The following is a 20,295-nucleotide window of genomic DNA, read 5'->3' as shown; positions in this document are numbered from 1 at the left end:
TTTGTTTTAAAAAATGACTCCCGCGTGAAGGATACAATTCGCATAAGGTGTAACTTCCCCCGTGCGGATGACAGCCTTCGCTTTATGGGTTTCTTTCTTGAAATCTTCATGGGATACATACTGGATTCCGTCAAACCATGAGGTCATCTGTTTATGAACCCCTGCATTCGTTTCTACTTCTTCTGCCAGCGTGACGGTTTCGACAACCATTTCTTCCTTTAACAGCTCGACCACGTCAAGGAAGAACGGCTCTCCCGGTTTCAATGCCAGATCGATTTTTACAACGTCTGACGGAATTGGGAGACCGGCATCGGCCACGACAATCGTATCCGTGTGGCCGAGATCGGCTAGTATTTTCGCAATGTGACTGTTCAAGATGCCATGTCGTTTCATTCTGCCAGCTTCCTTTCCACTTCGTCTCTTGTCGGCATTCCGCCCTGTGCCCCGAATCCGGTCACGGAAAGCGATGCGGCGCGGTTTGCGAATCGGAGGCTTTCTTCCATTGACTGTCCTTCAGCCACGGCTGTTCCGAATGCGGCATTGAAAGTATCGCCGGCCCCTGTCGTATCGACGACTTCGACTTTGAAGGAAGGAACAAGAATTTCTTTTGTTCCGTTATGGTAGCGGACTCCCGCTGCTCCTTCTGTGATGATGACTTTGTCAGGATATTGTTTCAGCGCTTCTGACGGCTTCATTCCGTTGAAGAGCACATCTGCTTCATGTTCATTTGGTGTCAAGTAGCTTGCACCATCGATGACTTTTTGTGAAATCTTACGTGCTGGAGCCGGGTTAAGTAGCAGTGGAACTTCAATCTCGTTACACAGGTCTGCCACGTACTCAACCGTTTCCTCCGGGATTTCCTGCTGGATCATGATGAGGTCGCATGTTTTGAGGAAATCGGCTGTTTTCTCCACGTACTCAGGAGTCACAAGATCATTAGCCCCTTTTACAACGACAATGCTGTTGTCCCCTTCAGCGAGGATGATATGAGCGGTTCCAGATTTCTCACCTGTAACCGGTTCCACATAGTCCGTATGAACACCATTACGCTTAAAGTTTTCTAAAATCTCTTGGCCATACGGGTCATCACCTACGCATCCGATCATGTAAACGTCAGCCCCAAGCCTTGCAGCTGCAACCGCCTGGTTGGCTCCTTTCCCGCCAGGAACCGTGTCAAAGCTGTCGCCCAGTACCGTTTCCCCTGCACCGGGGCGTTTTGCTGATGTCACTACCAGATCCATGGATGAACTGCCGATCACGGCAATTTTCGCTTTTTTCATCTTCCTTCATCCCTTTCGTGTTGTGTTTCGCTGTATGAGTTCAACTGGAAGCTGAACAGTTGTATCGATGTCTTTTTCTTTTTTTATCAGTTTAATCAGAAGTGCCGCTGCCTGCCTGCCCATTTCATAAGCCGGCTGCCTGATCGTGGAGAGCGCCGGATAGGAAAGACTGCTCTGGGGGATGTCATCGTAGCCGATGATCTGTACGTCTTCGGGTATCTTTTTCCCAAGCCTCAATGCCTCATGGAGAATGGCGATCCCGACGATATCATTGCTCGCGATGACCCCATCCGTATCAGGATAGGTGGCGAATAGTTCCTCTGCCCAGCCCTTTGCGTCTTCAAAGGAGAACGAGGTCGTTGACATCACGGTGAAATCAACGTCTGACCCGCTTAAGTACTCAACGGCTCCACGGAATCGGTCCTGTGCCGGCTTGACGTGGGCTGGTCCCTTCATGACGGTGATCCGCTTCGCCCCTTTTTCAACTAAGGTCTTTGCCGCCAGGCGTCCTCCTTTGCGGCCGTCCGCATAGACAGCCGGATAGTTCTCCGTGGTCCGGTCAAGGAGGACGAGTGGGAGGTTCAATTCCTTATAAAGCTGATCATGCTCCACATGATTGGTCGCTGAGATCATGCCGACGACATTGTTCTGCACGAAGGTCTGGATATAATCCAGTTCCTTCTGGATGTTCTCGTCGCTGTTCCCGAGCAGGAGCCTGAACCCAGCCTCGCTCACTTCATCCTCGACCCCTCTCGCCAGCTGCGGGAAGTAAGGATTCGTAATATCCGGAAGCAGCAGTCCGATCAACCTCGACTCCCGTTTGAATAGGGAGCGGGCTACCTCGTTCGGACTGTAATTCAGCTTCTCGATCGCCTTCATCACTTTTTTCCTCGTCTCGACTCCTACATAGCCGTTATCATTGAGCACCCGGGAGACCGTCGCCACCGACACCCCCGCTTCACTCGCCACATCCTTGATTGTTACCACGTACGTCACTTCCTGTTCGTTTGGTTGGTTTTGTGTAACCGGTTACACATAAAATAACACATGTTTGTAACCGTTTGCAACACTTTAATAGGAAAACTCATTAAATTAGCATTCTAGTTGACCTAGTCTCTCAGTCATGTTTTGACAAGCTGCCTAAAATACTTATTTTATAGAACAAAGGAGACTCCATTAAAAGAAAAGTTTCATCAATAATCACTATCTTTCTATTAACTTCAAATTTATTTAAATAAATCTCTTTAAATATTCGCCAAATATTTTGCTCATAACTTTGGGGGTGTTTTCTAAATAAATATTAATTTGTTCAGTGTTCGATTCGAATTTATCAGAGTTACTTTCTTCTGTTGGAAAATCAGATATTCCTTTTATAATAATGCACTCAACATCATTCTTCTTACAGATATAAGCAATTGCACCCGCTTCTGTATCGGCTATTATTATTTCGTTTTCTTTAAGTTCTAAATAGTCCTTCCACATAACTACTGCTTTATCAGCGGTGCCAATTGTTCCGGTATAAAAATCATTCCCATAGTTTGATAGATCAATATCTACTATAAAGGAATGTTTAATAAAAGGCTCAATTTCTTTTACTGTGCAATCATATTGAACGGCTTTATCAGGTACAAAAATATCCAAATTACTGAACGTATCATCTATTCCTGCACATGTTCCAGCAACGATTACTTTAGTTAAATTAAATTTAGAAATCATATACTGATTACCACCAACACCATTTACTTTTCTTACACCGGTACTATAAAAAACAAGCTCAGTATCATTCATCGTTCTCATGAAATACTCGCCATAAGGATAACCGAAACGTTCGTTTTCTTTTATGCCGAAATATTCCAATGTCGCTTCAAATTCCCACTTCGTCGCTATACTTATTCCTATCATCTTCTTATCACCCTACTTTTTGCAATTGAAGAACTTTATTATCCATTAACACCGACTTCTTAAAAATCTATCATTATATAGGTTTTTAAAGCTAACCTGCACTATAATGGAATATCCATTATTTACAATTGTATCATAACAACACTATTACGAAGAATAGAGTCAGACCCCCGGTACATTAATGCTTCACCGTGCCGAGGGTCTGACCCCAATATGCCCCAATGTCATTCTCCTTTCTTTGATTTCTGCGATACAATCTCTCATTTTTTCAATATCCTTCTAGTATTTTTGTTTAACATTGGAACATTCTCCATTAAGCGCCACATATCTTTCACACAAAAAAAGACAGCCCTGATTTGGCTGTCTTTTCATCTTTATTTACTTGAACCGAACTCTTTCCATATTTCCTCTAAAAGCTGCTTATCCGTCAACAATTCATACCCCGTCAGCGCAAGTGCCTTTGCCCCGATCACAAGCGCACGGTCACCCTCGGTGGATTTAGCCGCATCCCTGAATTCGTTCGTGTGGACGACGAGGGATTCGGGGCCGATTTTGATGTAGGGGTGGATGGTCGGGACCACCCGGCTGACGTTTCCGGCATCGGAGGAACCGAGTCCCTTTCGTTCCGTATCGTCGAAGTATTCCCCCAGTGACTCGATGGACCGCTGGAATACTTTATCGAAGCGACGGTTGAGCTGAAAGTGATCGACTTCATTTTGGATTTTGATGACATTCAGTTTCGTCCCGGTGGCAAGTGCCGATCCCTCAGCGATCGCTTTCACTTTCTTCGTGACTTCATTGCACGCTTCCCTGGTTGCAGCCCGTATATAGAAGCGTGCTTTTGCATAATCAGGGACAATGTTGGGCGCGTCCCCACCGTGGGTGATGATACCGTGGATCCGTACATCATCGGTCACGTGCTGGCGAAGGGCGTTAATGCCGTTGAAAAGCTGGATCACTCCATCGAGGGCATTGATTCCATCTTCAGGGGAAGCTGCCGCATGGGCAGACCTTCCTTTAAATTCGAAATCAAGCGGGTCCACCGCAAGGGTTTTCCCTGTCTGCGTTGTCCTGTTGAACGGATGAACCATCATGCAGGCATCCACTCCTTCGAACAAGCCTGCTTTTACAAAACTGCCCTTCGCACTTCCGTTCGGACCGCCTTCCTCGGCAGGAGTCCCGAACACCACCACTTCCCCTCCTGTTTCATCGAGTACGGACGACAGGGCGATGGCCGCCCCGCAGCTTGCCGTCCCGATGATATTGTGACCGCAGGCGTGACCGAGTCCAGGCAGGGCGTCATATTCAGCCAGGTAGCCGATGACCGGCCCTTCTTTCCCTGAATGTTTGCGTGCCACAAAGGAAGTTTCATGACCCGCCACTCCCCTTTCAATGGAGAATCCATTGGCTGCAAGGAGGGTGGTCAAGGTCTCTGAAGCAAAGAACTCTTCGTTTCCGATTTCAGGTTTGTCGTGGATCTGATGGCTGGTTGAAACGAGTTTCACAGCCAGTTGGTCCACTGCCGAAACGATGTTGTGTTTACGATCGGCAATCGCTACTGGTTGACTCATCTCTTTTCCCTCCTAATGCAATTCACTGACCGGCACGAATGTCGGGATCAGGGAATCTTTGTATGTTTTCTTGATATGTTCCGCTACGTCATCTTCCTGATAGAGCTCAACGATCTTTTTATAAGTCTTATTGTCTTTATCTTTTTCCTGCGCCGCGATGATATTGATGAACGGCTTGGATTCCGCCCCTTCGATATAGATGCTGTCATCAACCGGTACGAACCCTGCTTCAACAGCCACACCATTATTGATGATCGATGCCGCAACATCCGGCAGTACCCTCGGTGTCTGGGCAGCGACGACCGGTGTGAATTCAAGGTTTTTCGGGTTTTCTTTTATAGCTTCGAGACCCTGTGACTGATCAAATCCTTCTTTCAGTTGTATCAAACCTGCTTCCTCCAGTAGGAGAAGGGCACGGCCAAGGTTCGTCGCCTCTTGAGGAACGGCTACTTTACTGCCTTTCGGTAAGTCTTCTACCGATTTATATGTTTCCGAATAGATCCCCATCGGCGCGATGATCGTCGTGCCGATCGGTACAAGGTCCAGATTATGTTCTTCAACGAAAGAATCAAAATACGAAATCGTCTGGAAGGCGTTCAGGTCGATATCCCCATCGGCCAGTGCCTGGTTCGGTCTCACGTAATCGGCAAACTCCACAATCTCGATTTCAATCCCTTCCTTCGCTGCTTTCTCCTTCATATACTCCCAAATCGGTACCCCAGATCCATTCACTCCGACTTTAACGACTTCTTTTTCACCTGAGCCGGATGCACTGTCTCCCGAGCAGCCGCTCAATATAAGGGTGATTAAAAGAATGGCGATACTCGCCAGGCTGATTGATTTTTTCATATTCCTCTCTCCTAACGTCTTCTGATGATTTTTGATAAGGTATTCCCTGCTGTCTGCAGTCCCTGCACCATCACGATTAAAATGATGACAGTCACGATCATGACGGATGTTTCAAATCGCTGATATCCGTAAGCGATGGCCAGATCCCCGAGGCCACCGCCTCCGACTGCCCCGGCCATGGCCGATGCACCGACAAGGCCGATGGTCGCAATCGTGATATTCAGGACCAATGTACTCAATGCTTCCGGAATGAGGATCCCGAAGATGATCTGCCACGGACCGGCCCCCATGGACTCCGCCGCTTCAATGACACCCGGTTCCACTTCAAGGAGCGAGCTCTCTACCAGTCTTGCAATATACGGTGCCGCAAATACGACAAGCGGCACGACCGCTGCCGCCGTTCCGATCGATGTGCCCACTACCAATCTTGTAAAGGGGATGATGGCCACCATCAAGATGATGAACGGGACCGAACGGAACACGTTGATGATGCTGCTCAATACGGAAAAGACGACTTTATTTTCAAGTAAGTGCCCCTTCCGCGTGACCACGACGATGATGCCGAGGGGAAGCCCGATCAACGTTGCAAACAGGAGGGAGAATGACACCATCGCCACGGTATCCCACGTCGCCTCTATAATTCTTGGCCAGAATAATTCCCAGTTAACTTGCACGCTTCTCCACCTCGCTTACGAATAATCGGTTCTTCCAATAATCCAGGATTTCTTCCGTTTCTTTCTTGCTGCCAATGATCTGTACGATGAGATTCCCGAACGGCTTACCCTGGAGTTCCGTGATCTGGCCGAATAACACATTGATGTGGGCATCGAATTTCTTTGCCGTTTCGGAAAGGATCGGCGTGCCCGTCGAATCCCCCTTGAAAATGAGGCGACAGATGCGCCCTTCTTTGCTGTCATTCAATTTGTCGAGAACCGATGCCGGCAGCTGATCATTCATGACACTCTTCACAAAATTTTTCGTCGTCCGGGTCTGCGGGTTGGAAAAGATATCAAAGACGCTTCCCTCTTCAACGATTTCTCCATTTTCCATGACAGCGACCTTATCACAGATTTCCCGGATGACCCCCATTTCGTGGGTGATCATCACAATCGTAATGCCATACTCCGCGTTGATTCTCTTTAATAAGTTCAGAATCGAATCCGTCGTCTGAGGATCAAGTGCGGATGTTGCTTCATCGCAGAGCAGAATCGAAGGCGATGTCGCCAGGGCTCTTGCTATCCCCACCCTTTGCTTCTGCCCTCCTGACAGTTGATCCGGATAATGCTTCGCTTTATCTTCAAGTCCGACAAACGCGAGCAATTCCTTTACTCTCTCGCTGATTTTTTCTTTTGGCCATTTTGCAAGTTTCAGAGGATAGGCGATATTCCCTGCCACCGTCCGGGATTGAAACAGATTGAAATGCTGAAAAATCATCCCGATGCGGTGCCGCTCTTTCCTTAGATCGATTGCCGACTGATCTTTCAGGCTGCGCCCCTCTATGAAAATATCACCCGATGATGGTTTCTCTAAAAAATTGAGACAGCGGACAAGCGTGCTTTTTCCCGCTCCGCTGAATCCGATCACACCATAAATCTCTCCCCTCTTCACATCGAAGGAAACATTCTTCAAAGCGGTGAATGGGCCATCCTTCGCCTCGAATACTTTCGTAACATTCTGAACTCTGATCATACAGGACTTGCTCCTTTCGCTATGTATTCTTCTTGAAGCCTGTGTTTGAAGGACATGGCTGAAAATAAAAAGTGCCCCCCTTCATAAGAAGAGAGGCACAAATATGTATATGTCCACTCTTCTCATCTTTCAAGTCATATGACTTGATGGAATTGGCACGGTATTCATAAGAACCCGTTGCCGAGGTATCGCAGGGCCAGTCCCTCCACCTCTCTGGATAAGAAGATATTGCTTTATTAAGTTAAAGTTATGTTGCGTTTAAGCATTAGGGTTATGGTAAAGGATTTCAATTGGTTTGTCAATCCTGTTTTTGAATTAATTGTATTACGGAGGACATAATCAAATTTCTTTAACTAGTCTTCAATTAGTTGTTGAATATTTTACGATTTTCAAGTAAATCGCTAAAATTCTTCCTTCATACTTTACTTCATCGTGAACATTAGTAGTTTACAAGAAAGCCAAGGTTACACCTCTCAGCCCCAAAACAATTATGCTATACTAAAAGAAAAAACAATATTCAGTCTATTCAAAGGGGCAAAATACATGAAACCAAACATTATCGACATCGTCCAATCCCAAGTCATCGCTTCCATAAAGGAAGAAAAAGACTTGGAAAAGGCCATACAGTCAAACGCCAACATCGTGTTCATCCTTACTGGCAGTTTGATTACGATGGACGGGTATCTAAAAAAGTTGAAGGAAGCCGGTAAAACCACGTTTATACATATTGATTTCATCGATGGACTGTCCAATACGAAGAGTGCCATTAAATACATAGCAGAAATCTGGAAGCCGGCTGGTATCATTACGACGAGGAGCAACCTGATCAAATATGCAAAGGAAGAAGGCTTGATGACGATCCAGCGTCTTTTTCTTATCGACCGCAATGCCCTTGTCAAAGGAATTGATATCGCACAGAACTGCAAGCCGGATGCGATTGAAGTCCTTCCCGGTCTCATGCCGTCCGTGATTGATAAACTGACGATCATGACTACGCTGCCAATCATCGCTGGTGGCCTGATCAGTAATAAGCAAGATATTCTGAATGGACTAAGAGCTGGTGCACTCGCCATATCTTCTGGGGATCCGAAGCTCTGGAATCTAGACTTTTAACCAAAAAGGGTTAGTTAAATCAGATAAAAATAACTGAGGTGTCGTATGTCAGATATCAGTATTAAATTAATAAGTGCAGACAATTGGCGAGAAGCACTTGAACTATCCGTCCACGATGATCAACTTAAATTTGTTGCATCTATTCATCCTCCCGTCGCTATTGCCCTTGCTAAAGCGTATATAAGACCTGGTGGAAAAATGGTAGAGCCATATGGCATTTACAATCAAAATAAGATGGTAGGCTTTTTCAATCTGCATTATACACCAGGCAGTAGAGATGATTACTGGCTGTTTCATTTTTTCATAGATAAAAGATTTCAAAGAATCGGATTGGGCTCAAAAACGTTAAAAGAAGTAATCAGACATATTAAAACCACCAATCATTCTTGTAATCGTTTGAATTTAACGGTTCATCACGAAAATGAAGCAGGGAGATTATTTTATTTGAAATTTGGTTTTTCAGAAGAAAATATAATGACCTTTGATGAACCCACTTTTTCCATTTTGATATAACATTAAGAAAAGGCACACGAATTCACTTGGAAATTCGTGTGCCTTTTCCTTTGTGATGTTAAATTTCGTAACTGAACTGCATACACTGGAGTTGAGCTCACTTTCACGTTCCCACCTTTTTTTCTGCATCGTCTGTCTTTCTTTTTTTCCTGATCCACGGGAGGCGCACTGACGTGATATCCCTCTCTTCAAAGATATTACCTATCTTGGTAATGATGAAGGTTACCAGTGTTGCGAAGATGACTATAGAATAAAATCCAGCTCCAATACCAATTCCGATTCCCCCAACGTAAAAAATCATCGCAGCTGAAGTCAGTCCCTTCACCCGCAACCCATCTTTCAGGATCACTCCTGCACCGAGGAATCCGAGTCCCGATACGATTTGCGCTGCCAGACGAAACGGGTCCATTACTTTTCCGCTGTCCGGTAGACTGAGCATCTCCGCACCTTCGATCGAGACGATTGTAATCAATGTACATGCCACCGATACATACGTATATGTTTTTAAACCAGCGGGCTTATTTTTCGATGTCCTGTCCCATCCAATGATGAATCCTAATACAGCACTGACCAAAATCCGGAAATAGATATCATGCTGCCAGAAGAATCCCGATACCTCATTCATGTAATGCGTCATTCCGCCATCCTCCTTAAACTAAAAAGAGACCGCGCCACAAAACGAATGCCTGATTTCTCCACCCCATTGTGAAAAAATCATACAATTCGCTTCATAGGTGATCTCTTCTCCTCTTCCTACCAAGCTTCATTTCTCATAATATTCCTTTTATCATACACCAATCTTTCTTTCATTTCAATGATATATCTAAAAATTCTAAATTTTCTAGAATGGCCATTACCACCCCCAAGCGCTCATTGTATGATGGAGTTAGTAAGATTATATAGCGGGTAGAGATGAGGAGAACCCTGTGTCAATCGCGTGTACGTTTATCGTGCACTCCATTGCCATGGGGTTCTTTTCATTTATACATAAATAACATTTTAAAAGGAGGAAATGAAGTTGAAAAACAGATCAATTAGCAGGTTAGCCCTTCTTGCTTTAGGATTCGTAGGACTATTATTGCTTCATGCTCACATTGCAAGCGCGAAGGATTCCACCCCGCCTCTTGTCATCACGGAAATCGTCACCAAATCCGACGGTTCCGGACAGCCCTATGAGTACGTCGAAATCTATAATACGACCTCAGAAGCAATCAATCTACAAGATTATCAACTCCAATACTTCACGAGTAACTTCTCAAGCCCGGCCAACCGATGGCCCATCGAAGACAAGACCATCCAGCCGAAAGAGTCCCTGGTCCTCTGGTTAAAGAAATTCGCTTATCCTGATATACCGCTATGGGACTTCAACTCTAACTATGACATGTATCTCACTGCCGATGAAGTATACGAAATCAAGCTGACGACATCAGGTCAAGGATTGCATGACAGCAGCCTTCGCCAAGTAGGAATTGCTGATGCTGATGACAATATCCTTAGTACCGCGTTAATCAATGATGGGGAAGTCGATGGCATCACAAACCGCAGTATCATTTACCAGGCAACCAGCTCAGCTGAAATGATGAAGTTAGGCAACGATGAACCACCAACTCCTGCCGTTTTACTGCCTGAACAAGTGTCAGGTCCTACTACACCATCTAACCTGACTGCAACTCCCGCCAACCAATCGGTTACCCTTGAGTGGGAAGCTTCAGAAGGTGCAGTCTCCTATACGATCTACCACTCTGATGGAACGACCACCTCTACAGATGCGACCATTTCAATCATTGATGGATTGGAAAATGGGCAGGCATATACATTCCGGGTGACAGCTGTGGACTCGGAAGGAAACGAATCCCCTGCAACAAAAGAAGTCCAGGTTGTCCCACAGGAGGTCGTGGACAGTGAAGCCCCAGCCACGCCTTCCGGACTGAAAGCAAATCCAGCGAACGATCATGTAAAGTTGCTTTGGACTGCCAATACAGAAAGCGATCTTGCTGGATACCGCGTCTACATCAACGGAACACTTTACGGTACCGTCGCTGCTGACAAAACGAGTTTGATCGTATCCCCTCTGGAATTGAACAGGGAGTACACTTTAGAAGTAACTGCACTCGATCAAGTCGGAAATGAATCGGAAGCTTCTGCACCACTCGTCACAGGACCGACAGAAAACGTACCGACACCAAACCTGCTGATCACCGAATTGATTCCGAACACAGATAACTATGCAGGCTACGATGCATTCGAATACTTTGAGCTTTATAACAATAGCCCCGACCCGATCGATCTGAAAGGGTATCGATTTGCCTCCTATAACTGGGATGAAGAAATCGGGGACACTCACATTTTGAAGCCTTGGGATACTGTGGTGGTCTGGACTAGAAATGCATCCATCAGCCCTATTTCCCTCGAAGCATTTAATTATAACTATTTCTATTCGTACAAAAGCAAGTATTTTCAAGAAGAGTATACGATCGTCCTCGGGGATATCGCCGGCCTGGTCAACGGCGGCAATACACTGACCGTTTATGACCCTGATGGACTCGAAGTCGTCAGAGCAGAATACTCAGCAGAAGATGTATCTCTAAAACAAACCGTCACTTATACCTATCCAAAAAAATAATACCCGGACAATGGAAAAATTGGCAGCTGGCCAATATCCGACTCCGGGATGGGTTGTTGAAGATCAAGCACCTGATCGTCCCGTGTCAGATGAAGAAACACCGATATCACCGACCAACCTTGAGGCAACTGCGGGCAACGGGGAAGCTGTTTTAACCTGGGACGCTTCAACTGAATCCGATCTATACAGTTATCACATTTACAAAGATGGCGAACTTGAATACTCCGTAGATCCATCCCAAACAGAGCTCAAGTTATCAATACTTAAAATAAAAAAAACAATAATAATAAGTCATTTAACATATTAGACATATCTAAAATGTTAAATGGCTTTTCTCTTTATTCTTTAACAAACACACCCTATAGTTTAAGTAGAAACCTTCACAATCTCTTTAACACTTAAACATAATCATTACAAAAAGACGCCTTCTTATTAAAGAAAAGCGCCCGATTGTTGAAGATCACTAACGATTATCAAAGCCTAATAATTATTATTGTGGGATTTAACGGATATAACTTAATTTTCTATTTACCTATATTTGTAGTGGTGTTTACCGTAAAGTTTTTAATGCACTGCTCCATACGATAGTTTGCTCTAACATTGCATTTACATTATCAAGGTGTAATTCAGCTGGTTTAAAGGTGCGAAAATTTCCAAAGTCTGTAAATAATGATAATGTTGGGTGTACACGAACGTCCGCTACTAATAATTCTCCTAAGATTCCACGCAAATGTTCAGCTGCACGAGCTCCACCTGTTTAACCATAGCTTACGATACATGCTGCCTTGTTGTTCCATTCATTGCGTGCTGAATCAAGTGCATTCTTTAATGCTCCTGTGATACTGTGATTGTATTCCTGAACTATAAAGACAAATCCATCTAAGCTTGAAATTTTTTCTGACCAAGCTTTTAATCCTGGTTCATGACCAGTTCCTTCTCCTAAAAATGGTAGTTTAAAATCTGCAATATCTACAATTTCATAATTTGCATCTCTCCGGTTGTCAGCAATCTCCTTGACCCAATCACCAACTTGCGGGCTTAAACGCCCTTGACGCGTGCTTCCTAAGATACTTCCGATTTTCATTTTATTTATTGTTTTTCCCTCCTCATTCTTTGATCGTAAATAATTTATTTCTTAAATTAGAATTTAGAATTATTAACAGATTCCACCAATCTGTAGTATCCACCTTCTGCTTCTTCAATTAAATGCTTTATCTTGTTTAGGTGTTCCGTGAAGAACGTGGCTTGTCGATGGCTCACACAACGATTATGCGTTGGGTTCATCAATATGGATCTGAATTAGACCAAAGAGTACGGCATCATCTTAAGCAAACGAATGATTCCTGGAGAGTCGATGAAACGTATATCAAAGTAAAAGGTCAATGGATGTATCTGTATCGTGCAGTGGATTCCAAAGGAAACACGATTGATTTTCATCTCAGTAAAACAAGAGATAAAGAGGCTGCAAAGCGCTTCTTCAAGAAAGCTTTGAGTTCTATTCATGTTTCTAAGCCTCGTGTCATGACAGTCGATAAAAATCCGGCTTATCCTATAGCAATTGAACAATTAAAAAGGAGAAAAGTATACCAGACAGTATGCAACTTAGACAACAGAAGTACTTGAATAATATAGTGGAGCAAGATCATCGCTTTATTAAGAAGCGAGTCCGTTCTATGCTAGGATTAAAAACGTTTCGAACAGCCAAACAGATCATCTGTGGAGTGGAAGTGATGCATATGCTGAAAAAAGGACAGCTTCAACAAGGGGTGAAGACTGTCCAAAGCGAGATTGAATTCATAAATAAATTATTAGGGGTAGTATCATAATTCACAGATGAAAAGGATATTTAGGCCCTATGTTCCTATCAAATCATATTGCACCAGAACCTCCACGACGATTAACCGTCTGAACAGAAGGGCTACATTACTTGTTTTCCTTCATTCTTTCATATTTTTCGACTTCTTCTCTTAAGCTTTCTATCTAATATATTCTATCTGCAGAACAAGAGCTCGAACATTTCGCGTTATTTTTATTATTTACCTCAGCTTCATCTAAGAAGAGCTCATCGACTGATTGACATTCTCTCAAAAAAGCAAAGCTTATTGTTCAATAAATGGTTTTTCCAAGAACTTTGAAACTCCCATCTGAAGTTAGAGTACTGATAAGTTAACTACTAAACATACAGGATAATCCAAAGATAAAACATGCCTTTATTGCAAACCAAACATAGAAAAAATTTAATAATTCATCCTTAATACAATTACTCATTCAATTTGTGCAACAAGTTGTCCAGATCTGCTTCTGTAAATGGAATAGGCTGAAATGAAATAAGCAACCTTAGCGGCATATCATTTAAAAATTGTGTCTGGCTTTTAGACTCCCCCTGAAAACTGAATTTTTCTGCAATACTCTCTATCAATGGTTTTATGTTTTCAGTACGTACCGGGTCTGACATACAATCAAAAAGGGTAGAATTTCTGGTAAATCTCTTTTTAATCACTGTAGTTGATTTGACATAAATAATTTCATTTAGAACAATTTCTTTTGAAGATTTTCCAACTAGAATTTCAAATTCTCCACTTTTCACATACCAGTCCTTAATATCGGAATTGTAATAGGCAAAAGCTCTTTTATTCAGTACGAACTCTACAGTTTTTTCTTCTCCCGGATCAAGCTCTACCTTATCAAAACCCTTTAGCTCTTTATATGGCCTAATCACACTACTTTCAACATCTCTTACATATAACTGAACAATTTCTTTTCCTGTTACCGTACCCGTATTCTTTACTTTAACCTTTACAGTTACTGAATCATTATCGTACATTTCCTTCTTATCAATTGAAATTCCGGTATAATCAAAACTTGTATAGCTCAATCCAAAACCAAACGGGAACAATGGTTCAATTTCCATGGCATCATAATATCTGTAACCGATGAATAATCCTTCTCTGTACTCCACCCTTTTCTCATTTCCAGGAAAGTTCAAATAAGACGGATTGTCACTGATTTTCTTAGGGAAAGTTTCTGCAGTCTTTCCACATGGGTTAGCTATACCAAATAGAAGGTCTGCAATAGCACCGCCGGCAGCTTGCCCTCCTAAATAAGCCTCAAGGACACCTTTCACATCGTCTAGCCACGGCATCTCAATTGGTGAGCCATTACTAAGCACTACTACAGTATTTTTCTGCACTTCTGCCACCGCTTCGATCAGTTTTCTCTGCCCTTCGGGAATTCTGATATGTTTCCTGTCAGATCCTTCTGACTCATAAGCTTCAGGCAGTCCTGCAAATACAATGGCTACATCCGCCTTCTTAGCAGTTACTTTTGCTTCTTCTATCAGTTTCATATCCGGTTGGTCGCTGGACGACTTTAACGCATGCTTGGAGTACCTGCCCGTCGATCCGTCTTTCCTGTAACCTTCTGCATAGACAACCTTCATTTCCTGACCCGCAAGCTTTTCAATCTCTCTTAATGGAATGTCTATTTTTGTTGGAATAATATATGAGCTTCCTCCCCCTTGAAACCTGGGTTCTTCTGCAAATGCACCTATTACTGCAAGTGTTCCTTCCTTTTTTAATGGCAGTAAGTTGTCTTCATTTTTCAGCAGGACCATACTTTCACTCGCAATTTCCCTTGCCAGCTTATGATGTTCCTCCATGTCACAGACGACCTTTTCCTTCTTACTGTCCACTGACTTAAATATAACATTCAGCAGTCTTTCTACTGCTTTATTAAGGACATCTTCTGAGAGTGTTCCATTTTTTACAGCAGCGATAATCTTTTTGTCCCCTTCGAAGATACCGGGAGGCATTTCCAGGTCCAGCCCTGCAGCCAGCCCTTCGACCCTTTCATTTACAGCCCCCCAATCTGAAACCACAATACCTTCATGACCCCATTCCTCTTTTAAAATATCAGTCAAAAGGTATTTATTTTCCGAACAATAGTAACCATTTAGCTGGTTATATGCACACATTACGGTCCATGGTTGTGCCTCCTTTACCGCTCCTTCAAAACTTGCCAGATATATTTCCCTAAGTGTCCTTTCATCCACTTCAACATTAGTAAGAAAGCGATTATATTCCTGGTTATTTGCCGCAAAATGCTTCAGGGATGCTCCTACTCCTTGGCTTTGTAATCCATTAATATAATTTGCTGCCATATTGGCAGACAAATATGGATCCTCAGAAAAGTACTCAAAGTTCCGTCCGCATAATGGCGAACGTTTCAAGTTGGTTCCTGTACCAAGAAGTATTGCGATATCCTCTGCCTGACACTCTACACCTAATGCATTTCCCATTTTCTTAATCAATTGACGATCCCAAGAAGATGCCGTATTGACAGCTGGAGGGAAACATGTGGCCGGCTTACTGCTGTTCAATCCCAAATGGTCTGCAGTGCCTTCCTGTTTCCTTAGTCCATGCGGTCCGTCCGACAACGTAATAGACGGTATTCCCAGTCTCTCGACAGCTTTTGTATGCCAATAGTCAAATCCTGAACACATTCCTGCTTTTTCTTCTAAAGTCATCTGGGAAATCATTGATTTAATATCTCTGTTCATATCTAGTACTCCTGTATCATAGAATTAAAAAGTGATAGTTTTATCACGATTTGTGGATATTGTTTATCAAGTTTATACAAACCTAGCAATATAATTTGGATTGGAAGATAAATCACGCATAAATACAAAATAAGGCGGAGTCAGTTTGCACCGCTTCCGCTCCACTAGTCCTCTGTTCTTACACCAGATTTTCATTCTCCATATTCAATCTTATCTTTTCATGTCCTATTTAATATCCGGTAGCTTGGTCTAAAATGCTCAAACGATTTTTGGGCAAAATTTTCTGGTTTTGATTCTTCAAATGCTAGCGGATGCCTTTTCATCAACTCTGAAATTGCCCAGCCGCGCCCTGTTACCTCTAATCGTTTTATATATCTCTTTAAGTGCTCTGATTGAGCATGATATGGTCCTCCCTCCTTGATGACAGTCCACAGCGGATCTACATCAAACGGCATCGTTTTCATCATCTCATCATGCCATTGATTGAGATAATAGACTGCCTCCTTACAAACACTTGGTTTTTCCATTGCTAAGTTATGTTGTTCATACGGATCGTTCTGAAGATTAAATAACATTTCCTCATCAAATAAATGGAATCCGTCATGATACGTCCGAATGTATAGCCAGTTTTCAAAACGAACACTCCGTTGACACACATGAGCACATTGGGAAATAACTAAAAATTCTCTTCCGTTCTCTTGCCCGCTTGTTAACACTGAGGCATAGCTTGTACCATCCCAGCTTTGTTTCGGATCTTTTCCAAGTAGTTCAGCCAGAGTTGGCAAAAGATCAAGATGATAGTGTAATCCGTGATCGACATGTCCCTGTTTCATACCTGGCCAACGGATAATCATCGGAATTCGGCATGTTGCATTGTCTGCGGTTCCATGTTCAGCATATATTCCTAGCTCTCCTAAGTTTTCTCCATGGTCTGCTGAAATAATAACGACAAGGTCATCCATAACGCCTTGTGCTTCAAGAGCTTTGAAAATATGTCCTATGTTTTCATCCATATGTCGAACACCGCAATCATATCCATCAATCACTTGACGTAAATCGTCCAAATCCGAAATCTCTCCTGGATAACGAGGGAACTGAGGATTTGTTGAATTATCATACATATTCAAATCTTGAGCACTATGAGGACCGACCTTTTGCCTGTGCTGCATAAGGACTTCCTCCGTAATCCACTCTGGCAGAGGTTCGTTTTCAAATGGGTTCTCGAAACTCTCTGGCGTTCGGTAAGGTGTATGTGGATCCCAATAATTCACATATAACATCCAGTTATCCTCTTTGGCGTTATCCTCTACCCACTTTAAAATAGTCGGTGTCACTTCATCCGCTGATTCAAAACCGACTTTTCCTGTGTTATGCACTTCATTGAATCCCGCATAAAAAGTCCAAGCGGAGTGCCTTTCTGGGAAAGGACTTACAAGTGTTGTTTTTAATCCAACTGAACGCAAGAAAGCCGGAAGGCTTTCATATGTTAAAGTGTCTCGGAACAAACGGCTAGGTCCTTCGATACGTACATCTGCAGCTGTTCCCCCATGACCCACTGCCCCTGTATGTATTCCGAAACGTCCGGTCATCAACGCCGTCCGGGATGGGAAACAAGGAGCATCTGAAGTATAGTAATTCGTAAATAAAACTCCTTCATCCGCAATTTTGTCAATATTAGGAGAGGTATTCCGGTTATACCCGTAACATCCCAAATGGTCTGGTCGTAATGAATCTAAATCTAAAATAAGCATTCTCATACTTAAACATCCTCTCTTCATAAACTTTCGTTGTATTATGCGTCAGCTGCACATCGAAAGCCAATATTTCCTGTTGAACTATCTGGAGTATTGGAACTGTGGGCAGTAACTCGATAACGATTACAATACGATTTGTGGCAAAGATAAGAGCCGCCGCGTGTAACTTTTGCTTTACCACTGGATGGCCCCTTTGGATTGTCACATGAAGTATCCTGATAGAAAGTTGGGCTGAACCAATCCGAGCACCACTCCCATACATTCCCCGACACATTGTATAATCCATATCCATTAGGAGGAAAAGACTTGGCTGGAGCCGTACCCAGGTATCCGTCTGCTCCTTTGTTTTTTTCAGGAAACGTACCCTGCCAGATATTACACATATGTTTACCTCCTGGCTGGAGCCGATCTCCCCAAGGATATCTCTTTTGAACGAGTCCCCCGCGGGCAGCATATTCCCATTCCGCCTCAGTCGGCAAGCGTTTACCTGCCCACTGACAGTAGACAAGCGCGTCATTCCAGGACACATGAACAACCGGGTGATCCATTCGATCTGCAATGCTGGAACTGGGTCCTTCCGGTTCCTTCCAATAAGCTCCTTTAACAACCCACCACCATTGGGCGTTATGCACAACTTCCGTCACGGTTTTCGCAACTTCTTCTGAAACAAAACTGGAAAATACAAACGACCACCCGTATACTTCAGCCTCTGTCTTGTATCCTGTATCTGTAACAAATTCCAAGAACTCAGAATTGGTTACAGTACACGAATCAATATAAAACGGATTCACCTTCACTTTTCGAACAGGCCCCTCACCGTCTGTAGGAAATCCTTCATTACTATTAGTCCCCATCAAAAATTCCCCGCCGGAAAGGTAAATCATCCCTTTCGTCACAGATTTGTCACGCATTGCCATTCCATCCTGTTGTTGTGTAAGTGTGGTCCCGAGTGACTGTGGTCTGCTTGCACAACAACACGGAGTTTTTTTTTCATGAGACATTCATTTCACCTTCCTTTTACGGTTGGCGGCAAAATATACCCAAATTTGCCTGCTATGATTTATCTCGATTTTATATAATTAAATAACAGCATTATGTTTCTCTTTTAGGACTTCCATTATTTTTGCTTCTTCCTTCTCTAATCGATAGAACAGGAATAGAATGATGCTAAGAATACAACTAATAAATGGAAGCCAAATAAAATTGAATTCAATGGCTAATAATGCTGAGAAGCTTTGCTGTTGGTTTGCTACATAGCCTCCTCCTGACATGATCCATGCTGCAATCGCTCCCCCAAGCCCCATTCCAAGTTTAACCCCAAAGGTGGAAGAAGCCATTAATAATCCTGGCGCTCTCACACCAGATTTCCACTCCCCATAATCTACCGTGTCGGCAATCATGGCAAATTTCAATCCAACGGCTAATCCTAATCCTGAAATACTTACCACTCTTCCTAAAATAAGAAAAGGGATTGAAGCTGCTTCTGCTCCGATATACATCACAACCTGGCCGATGCTGGTAATAATAAATCCTAAAATCATCGAATTTCGCTTCCCTATTTTTTTTGCAAGAATTGGGGCTGCGATAGTCCCAACAACCATCAAAATAGTTAATCCATTTATAAGAGGAATCAAATCTTCTCGGTTAAGATTGTAAGTAAAAAAATAGATGGTCGATTGGAGAGACGAGATGATAGCAATAAAAAGAAGCACGTTTGAAACCAACAAGAGCCACCAAGGAAGATTTCCTTTTAATGCCTTGACTCCTTCTTTAAAAGGAATGGGCTTATTTCCATTTGCTTGGACACGTTCTCTTGTATTCGCAAACGTAATAAAAAATAAAACAACGCTAACAAAAGCAAACAAAATCATCGTATAGAGGAAGCCATCTTGCGGGTTCCCTTGTCCAAAAAACGCGACTAGTGGTAATACAGCTACATTTACGATAAATGTGCCAACTTTTCCCCCAATCCCTCTGAACGCATTCACAACGGTTCTTTCTTGTGAACTGCTTGTTATACTTGGCAATAATGACGATAAAGGTATATTAATAGCTGAATACATTATCCCCAATATGATATACGTTAGATAGGCATAGATAAGCTTACCTGACTCACTTAAATCTGGTATTGTAAATGTTAACACTGCCACAACCCCAAACGGTATGGCTAGCCAAAGGAAATAAGGTCTTGACTTCCCCCATTTTGTACTTGTTCGATCAATTAACACACCGATAATGGGTGCGTCGAAAGCATCGATTACTCTTGCGACTAGAAATAAAGTTCCGACCGCTGCCGCGCTTATACCTGATACATCTGTATAGAAGAACATGAGATATGTTGTTATCATTGTAAAAACAAGGTTGGAAGCCGTATCACCTAAACCATAGCTAATTCTTTCTTTCAATGAAACTTGCTTATCATTCATAATTTAATCCCCCCTCG

General features: G+C 43.1%; 17 protein-coding genes, 2 pseudogenes and 1 riboswitch. Of the genes and pseudogenes, 5 read left to right on the top strand and 14 right to left on the bottom strand.

What is annotated here, in order from left to right; translation table 11 throughout:
• Window positions 1–6: 6 nt before the first annotated feature.
• The 8 genes from rbsD to F0342_RS17770 form a co-directional block, all read right to left on the bottom strand.
• The gene (rbsD, locus tag F0342_RS17805) at window positions 7–393 is read right to left on the bottom strand and encodes a D-ribose pyranase (protein ID WP_149157187.1); all 387 of its coding nucleotides are present in this window, start codon (window positions 391–393) and stop codon (window positions 7–9) included.
• Window positions 390–1,280 carry a ribokinase gene (gene rbsK, locus F0342_RS17800; protein ID WP_149157186.1) on the bottom strand — a complete coding sequence of 297 codons (891 nt, stop codon included), beginning with the start codon at window positions 1,278–1,280 and terminating at the stop codon, window positions 390–392. Before rbsK ends, rbsD begins: the two co-directional genes overlap by 4 nt.
• Before the next feature lie 6 nt (window positions 1,281–1,286).
• Window positions 1,287–2,267 carry a LacI family DNA-binding transcriptional regulator gene (locus F0342_RS17795; protein WP_149157185.1) on the bottom strand — a complete coding sequence of 327 codons (981 nt, stop codon included), beginning with the start codon at window positions 2,265–2,267 and terminating at the stop codon, window positions 1,287–1,289.
• Window positions 2,268–2,510: 243 nt separating this feature from the next.
• A complete protein-coding gene (locus tag F0342_RS17790; RefSeq protein WP_149157184.1) occupies window positions 2,511–3,182 on the bottom strand; it encodes a 5'-methylthioadenosine/S-adenosylhomocysteine nucleosidase family protein in 672 nt (223 codons plus the stop codon).
• 374 nt (window positions 3,183–3,556) lie between these two features.
• A complete protein-coding gene (locus tag F0342_RS17785) occupies window positions 3,557–4,753 on the bottom strand; it encodes a M20 family metallopeptidase (protein WP_149157183.1) in 1,197 nt (398 codons plus the stop codon).
• A gap of 12 nt (window positions 4,754–4,765) precedes the next feature.
• Window positions 4,766–5,602, bottom strand: coding sequence for a MetQ/NlpA family ABC transporter substrate-binding protein (locus tag F0342_RS17780; protein WP_149157182.1), 837 nt, complete (start codon window positions 5,600–5,602; stop codon window positions 4,766–4,768).
• Window positions 5,603–5,613: 11 nt separating this feature from the next.
• On the bottom strand, window positions 5,614–6,276 hold the full coding sequence (locus F0342_RS17775; protein ID WP_149157181.1) for a methionine ABC transporter permease: 663 nt from the start codon (window positions 6,274–6,276) through the stop codon (window positions 5,614–5,616).
• Window positions 6,266–7,291, bottom strand: coding sequence for a methionine ABC transporter ATP-binding protein (locus F0342_RS17770; RefSeq protein WP_149157180.1), 1,026 nt, complete (start codon window positions 7,289–7,291; stop codon window positions 6,266–6,268). The genes F0342_RS17775 and F0342_RS17770 overlap by 11 nt, the downstream gene beginning before the upstream one ends.
• A gap of 119 nt (window positions 7,292–7,410) precedes the next feature.
• Window positions 7,411–7,515: riboswitch (SAM riboswitch) on the bottom strand.
• Window positions 7,516–7,834: 319 nt separating this feature from the next.
• Between F0342_RS17770 and F0342_RS17765 the strand changes: the two genes are divergently transcribed.
• Both F0342_RS17765 and F0342_RS17760 read left to right on the top strand, forming a co-directional pair.
• On the top strand, window positions 7,835–8,404 hold the full coding sequence (locus tag F0342_RS17765; RefSeq protein WP_149157179.1) for a glycerol-3-phosphate responsive antiterminator: 570 nt from the start codon (window positions 7,835–7,837) through the stop codon (window positions 8,402–8,404).
• Between the two features lie 45 nt (window positions 8,405–8,449).
• The gene (locus F0342_RS17760) at window positions 8,450–8,917 is read left to right on the top strand and encodes a GNAT family N-acetyltransferase (RefSeq protein WP_149157178.1); all 468 of its coding nucleotides are present in this window, start codon (window positions 8,450–8,452) and stop codon (window positions 8,915–8,917) included.
• Window positions 8,918–9,020: 103 nt separating this feature from the next.
• Here the strand turns inward: F0342_RS17760 and F0342_RS17755 are convergent, their stop codons facing one another.
• Window positions 9,021–9,542, bottom strand: coding sequence for an MgtC/SapB family protein (locus F0342_RS17755; RefSeq protein ID WP_149157253.1), 522 nt, complete (start codon window positions 9,540–9,542; stop codon window positions 9,021–9,023).
• 393 nt (window positions 9,543–9,935) lie between these two features.
• On the opposite strand from F0342_RS17755, the gene F0342_RS17750 reads away from it, so the two are divergent.
• Together F0342_RS17750 and F0342_RS17745 are read left to right on the top strand one after the other, a co-directional pair.
• The gene (locus F0342_RS17750; protein WP_188048593.1) at window positions 9,936–11,540 is read left to right on the top strand and encodes a lamin tail domain-containing protein; all 1,605 of its coding nucleotides are present in this window, start codon (window positions 9,936–9,938) and stop codon (window positions 11,538–11,540) included.
• 82 nt (window positions 11,541–11,622) lie between these two features.
• Window positions 11,623–11,847: a hypothetical protein gene (locus tag F0342_RS17745; protein WP_188048592.1), complete on the top strand. Its 225-nt coding sequence runs from the start codon at window positions 11,623–11,625 to the stop codon at window positions 11,845–11,847.
• A 243-nt stretch (window positions 11,848–12,090) separates the two neighbouring features.
• Here the strand turns inward: F0342_RS17745 and F0342_RS17740 are convergent.
• Window positions 12,091–12,624: pseudogene (locus F0342_RS17740) on the bottom strand (NADPH-dependent FMN reductase).
• A 149-nt stretch (window positions 12,625–12,773) separates the two neighbouring features.
• Here F0342_RS17740 and F0342_RS17735 point away from each other — a divergent pair.
• Window positions 12,774–13,366, top strand: a pseudogene (locus F0342_RS17735) (IS6 family transposase); the annotation flags it as partial.
• Between the two features lie 434 nt (window positions 13,367–13,800).
• Here the strand turns inward: F0342_RS17735 and F0342_RS17730 are convergent.
• The 4 genes from F0342_RS17730 to F0342_RS17715 all read right to left on the bottom strand — a co-directional run bounded on the left by F0342_RS17730 (window position 13,801) and on the right by F0342_RS17715 (window position 20,278).
• A complete protein-coding gene (locus tag F0342_RS17730; RefSeq protein WP_149157175.1) occupies window positions 13,801–16,098 on the bottom strand; it encodes a beta-glucosidase in 2,298 nt (765 codons plus the stop codon).
• 218 nt (window positions 16,099–16,316) lie between these two features.
• Window positions 16,317–17,855 (bottom strand): sulfatase family protein, encoded by a 1,539-nt coding sequence (locus tag F0342_RS17725; RefSeq protein WP_149157174.1) that lies wholly within the window; start codon window positions 17,853–17,855, stop codon window positions 16,317–16,319.
• 35 nt (window positions 17,856–17,890) lie between these two features.
• On the bottom strand, window positions 17,891–18,853 hold the full coding sequence (locus tag F0342_RS17720) for a formylglycine-generating enzyme family protein (protein WP_149157173.1): 963 nt from the start codon (window positions 18,851–18,853) through the stop codon (window positions 17,891–17,893).
• 78 nt (window positions 18,854–18,931) lie between these two features.
• Entirely contained in the window at window positions 18,932–20,278 is a 1,347-nt protein-coding gene (locus F0342_RS17715) for a glycoside-pentoside-hexuronide (GPH):cation symporter (RefSeq protein WP_149157172.1), read from the bottom strand.
• Window positions 20,279–20,295: the final 17 nt, after the last annotated feature.

This window comes from Bacillus sp. CH30_1T (genome assembly GCF_008364765.1).
Taxonomy (GTDB): domain Bacteria; phylum Bacillota; class Bacilli; order Bacillales; family Bacillaceae_B; genus Rossellomorea.
The sequence above is the reverse complement of the archived record's forward strand: the minus strand, read 5'-3'. Positions and strand labels throughout refer to the sequence as shown.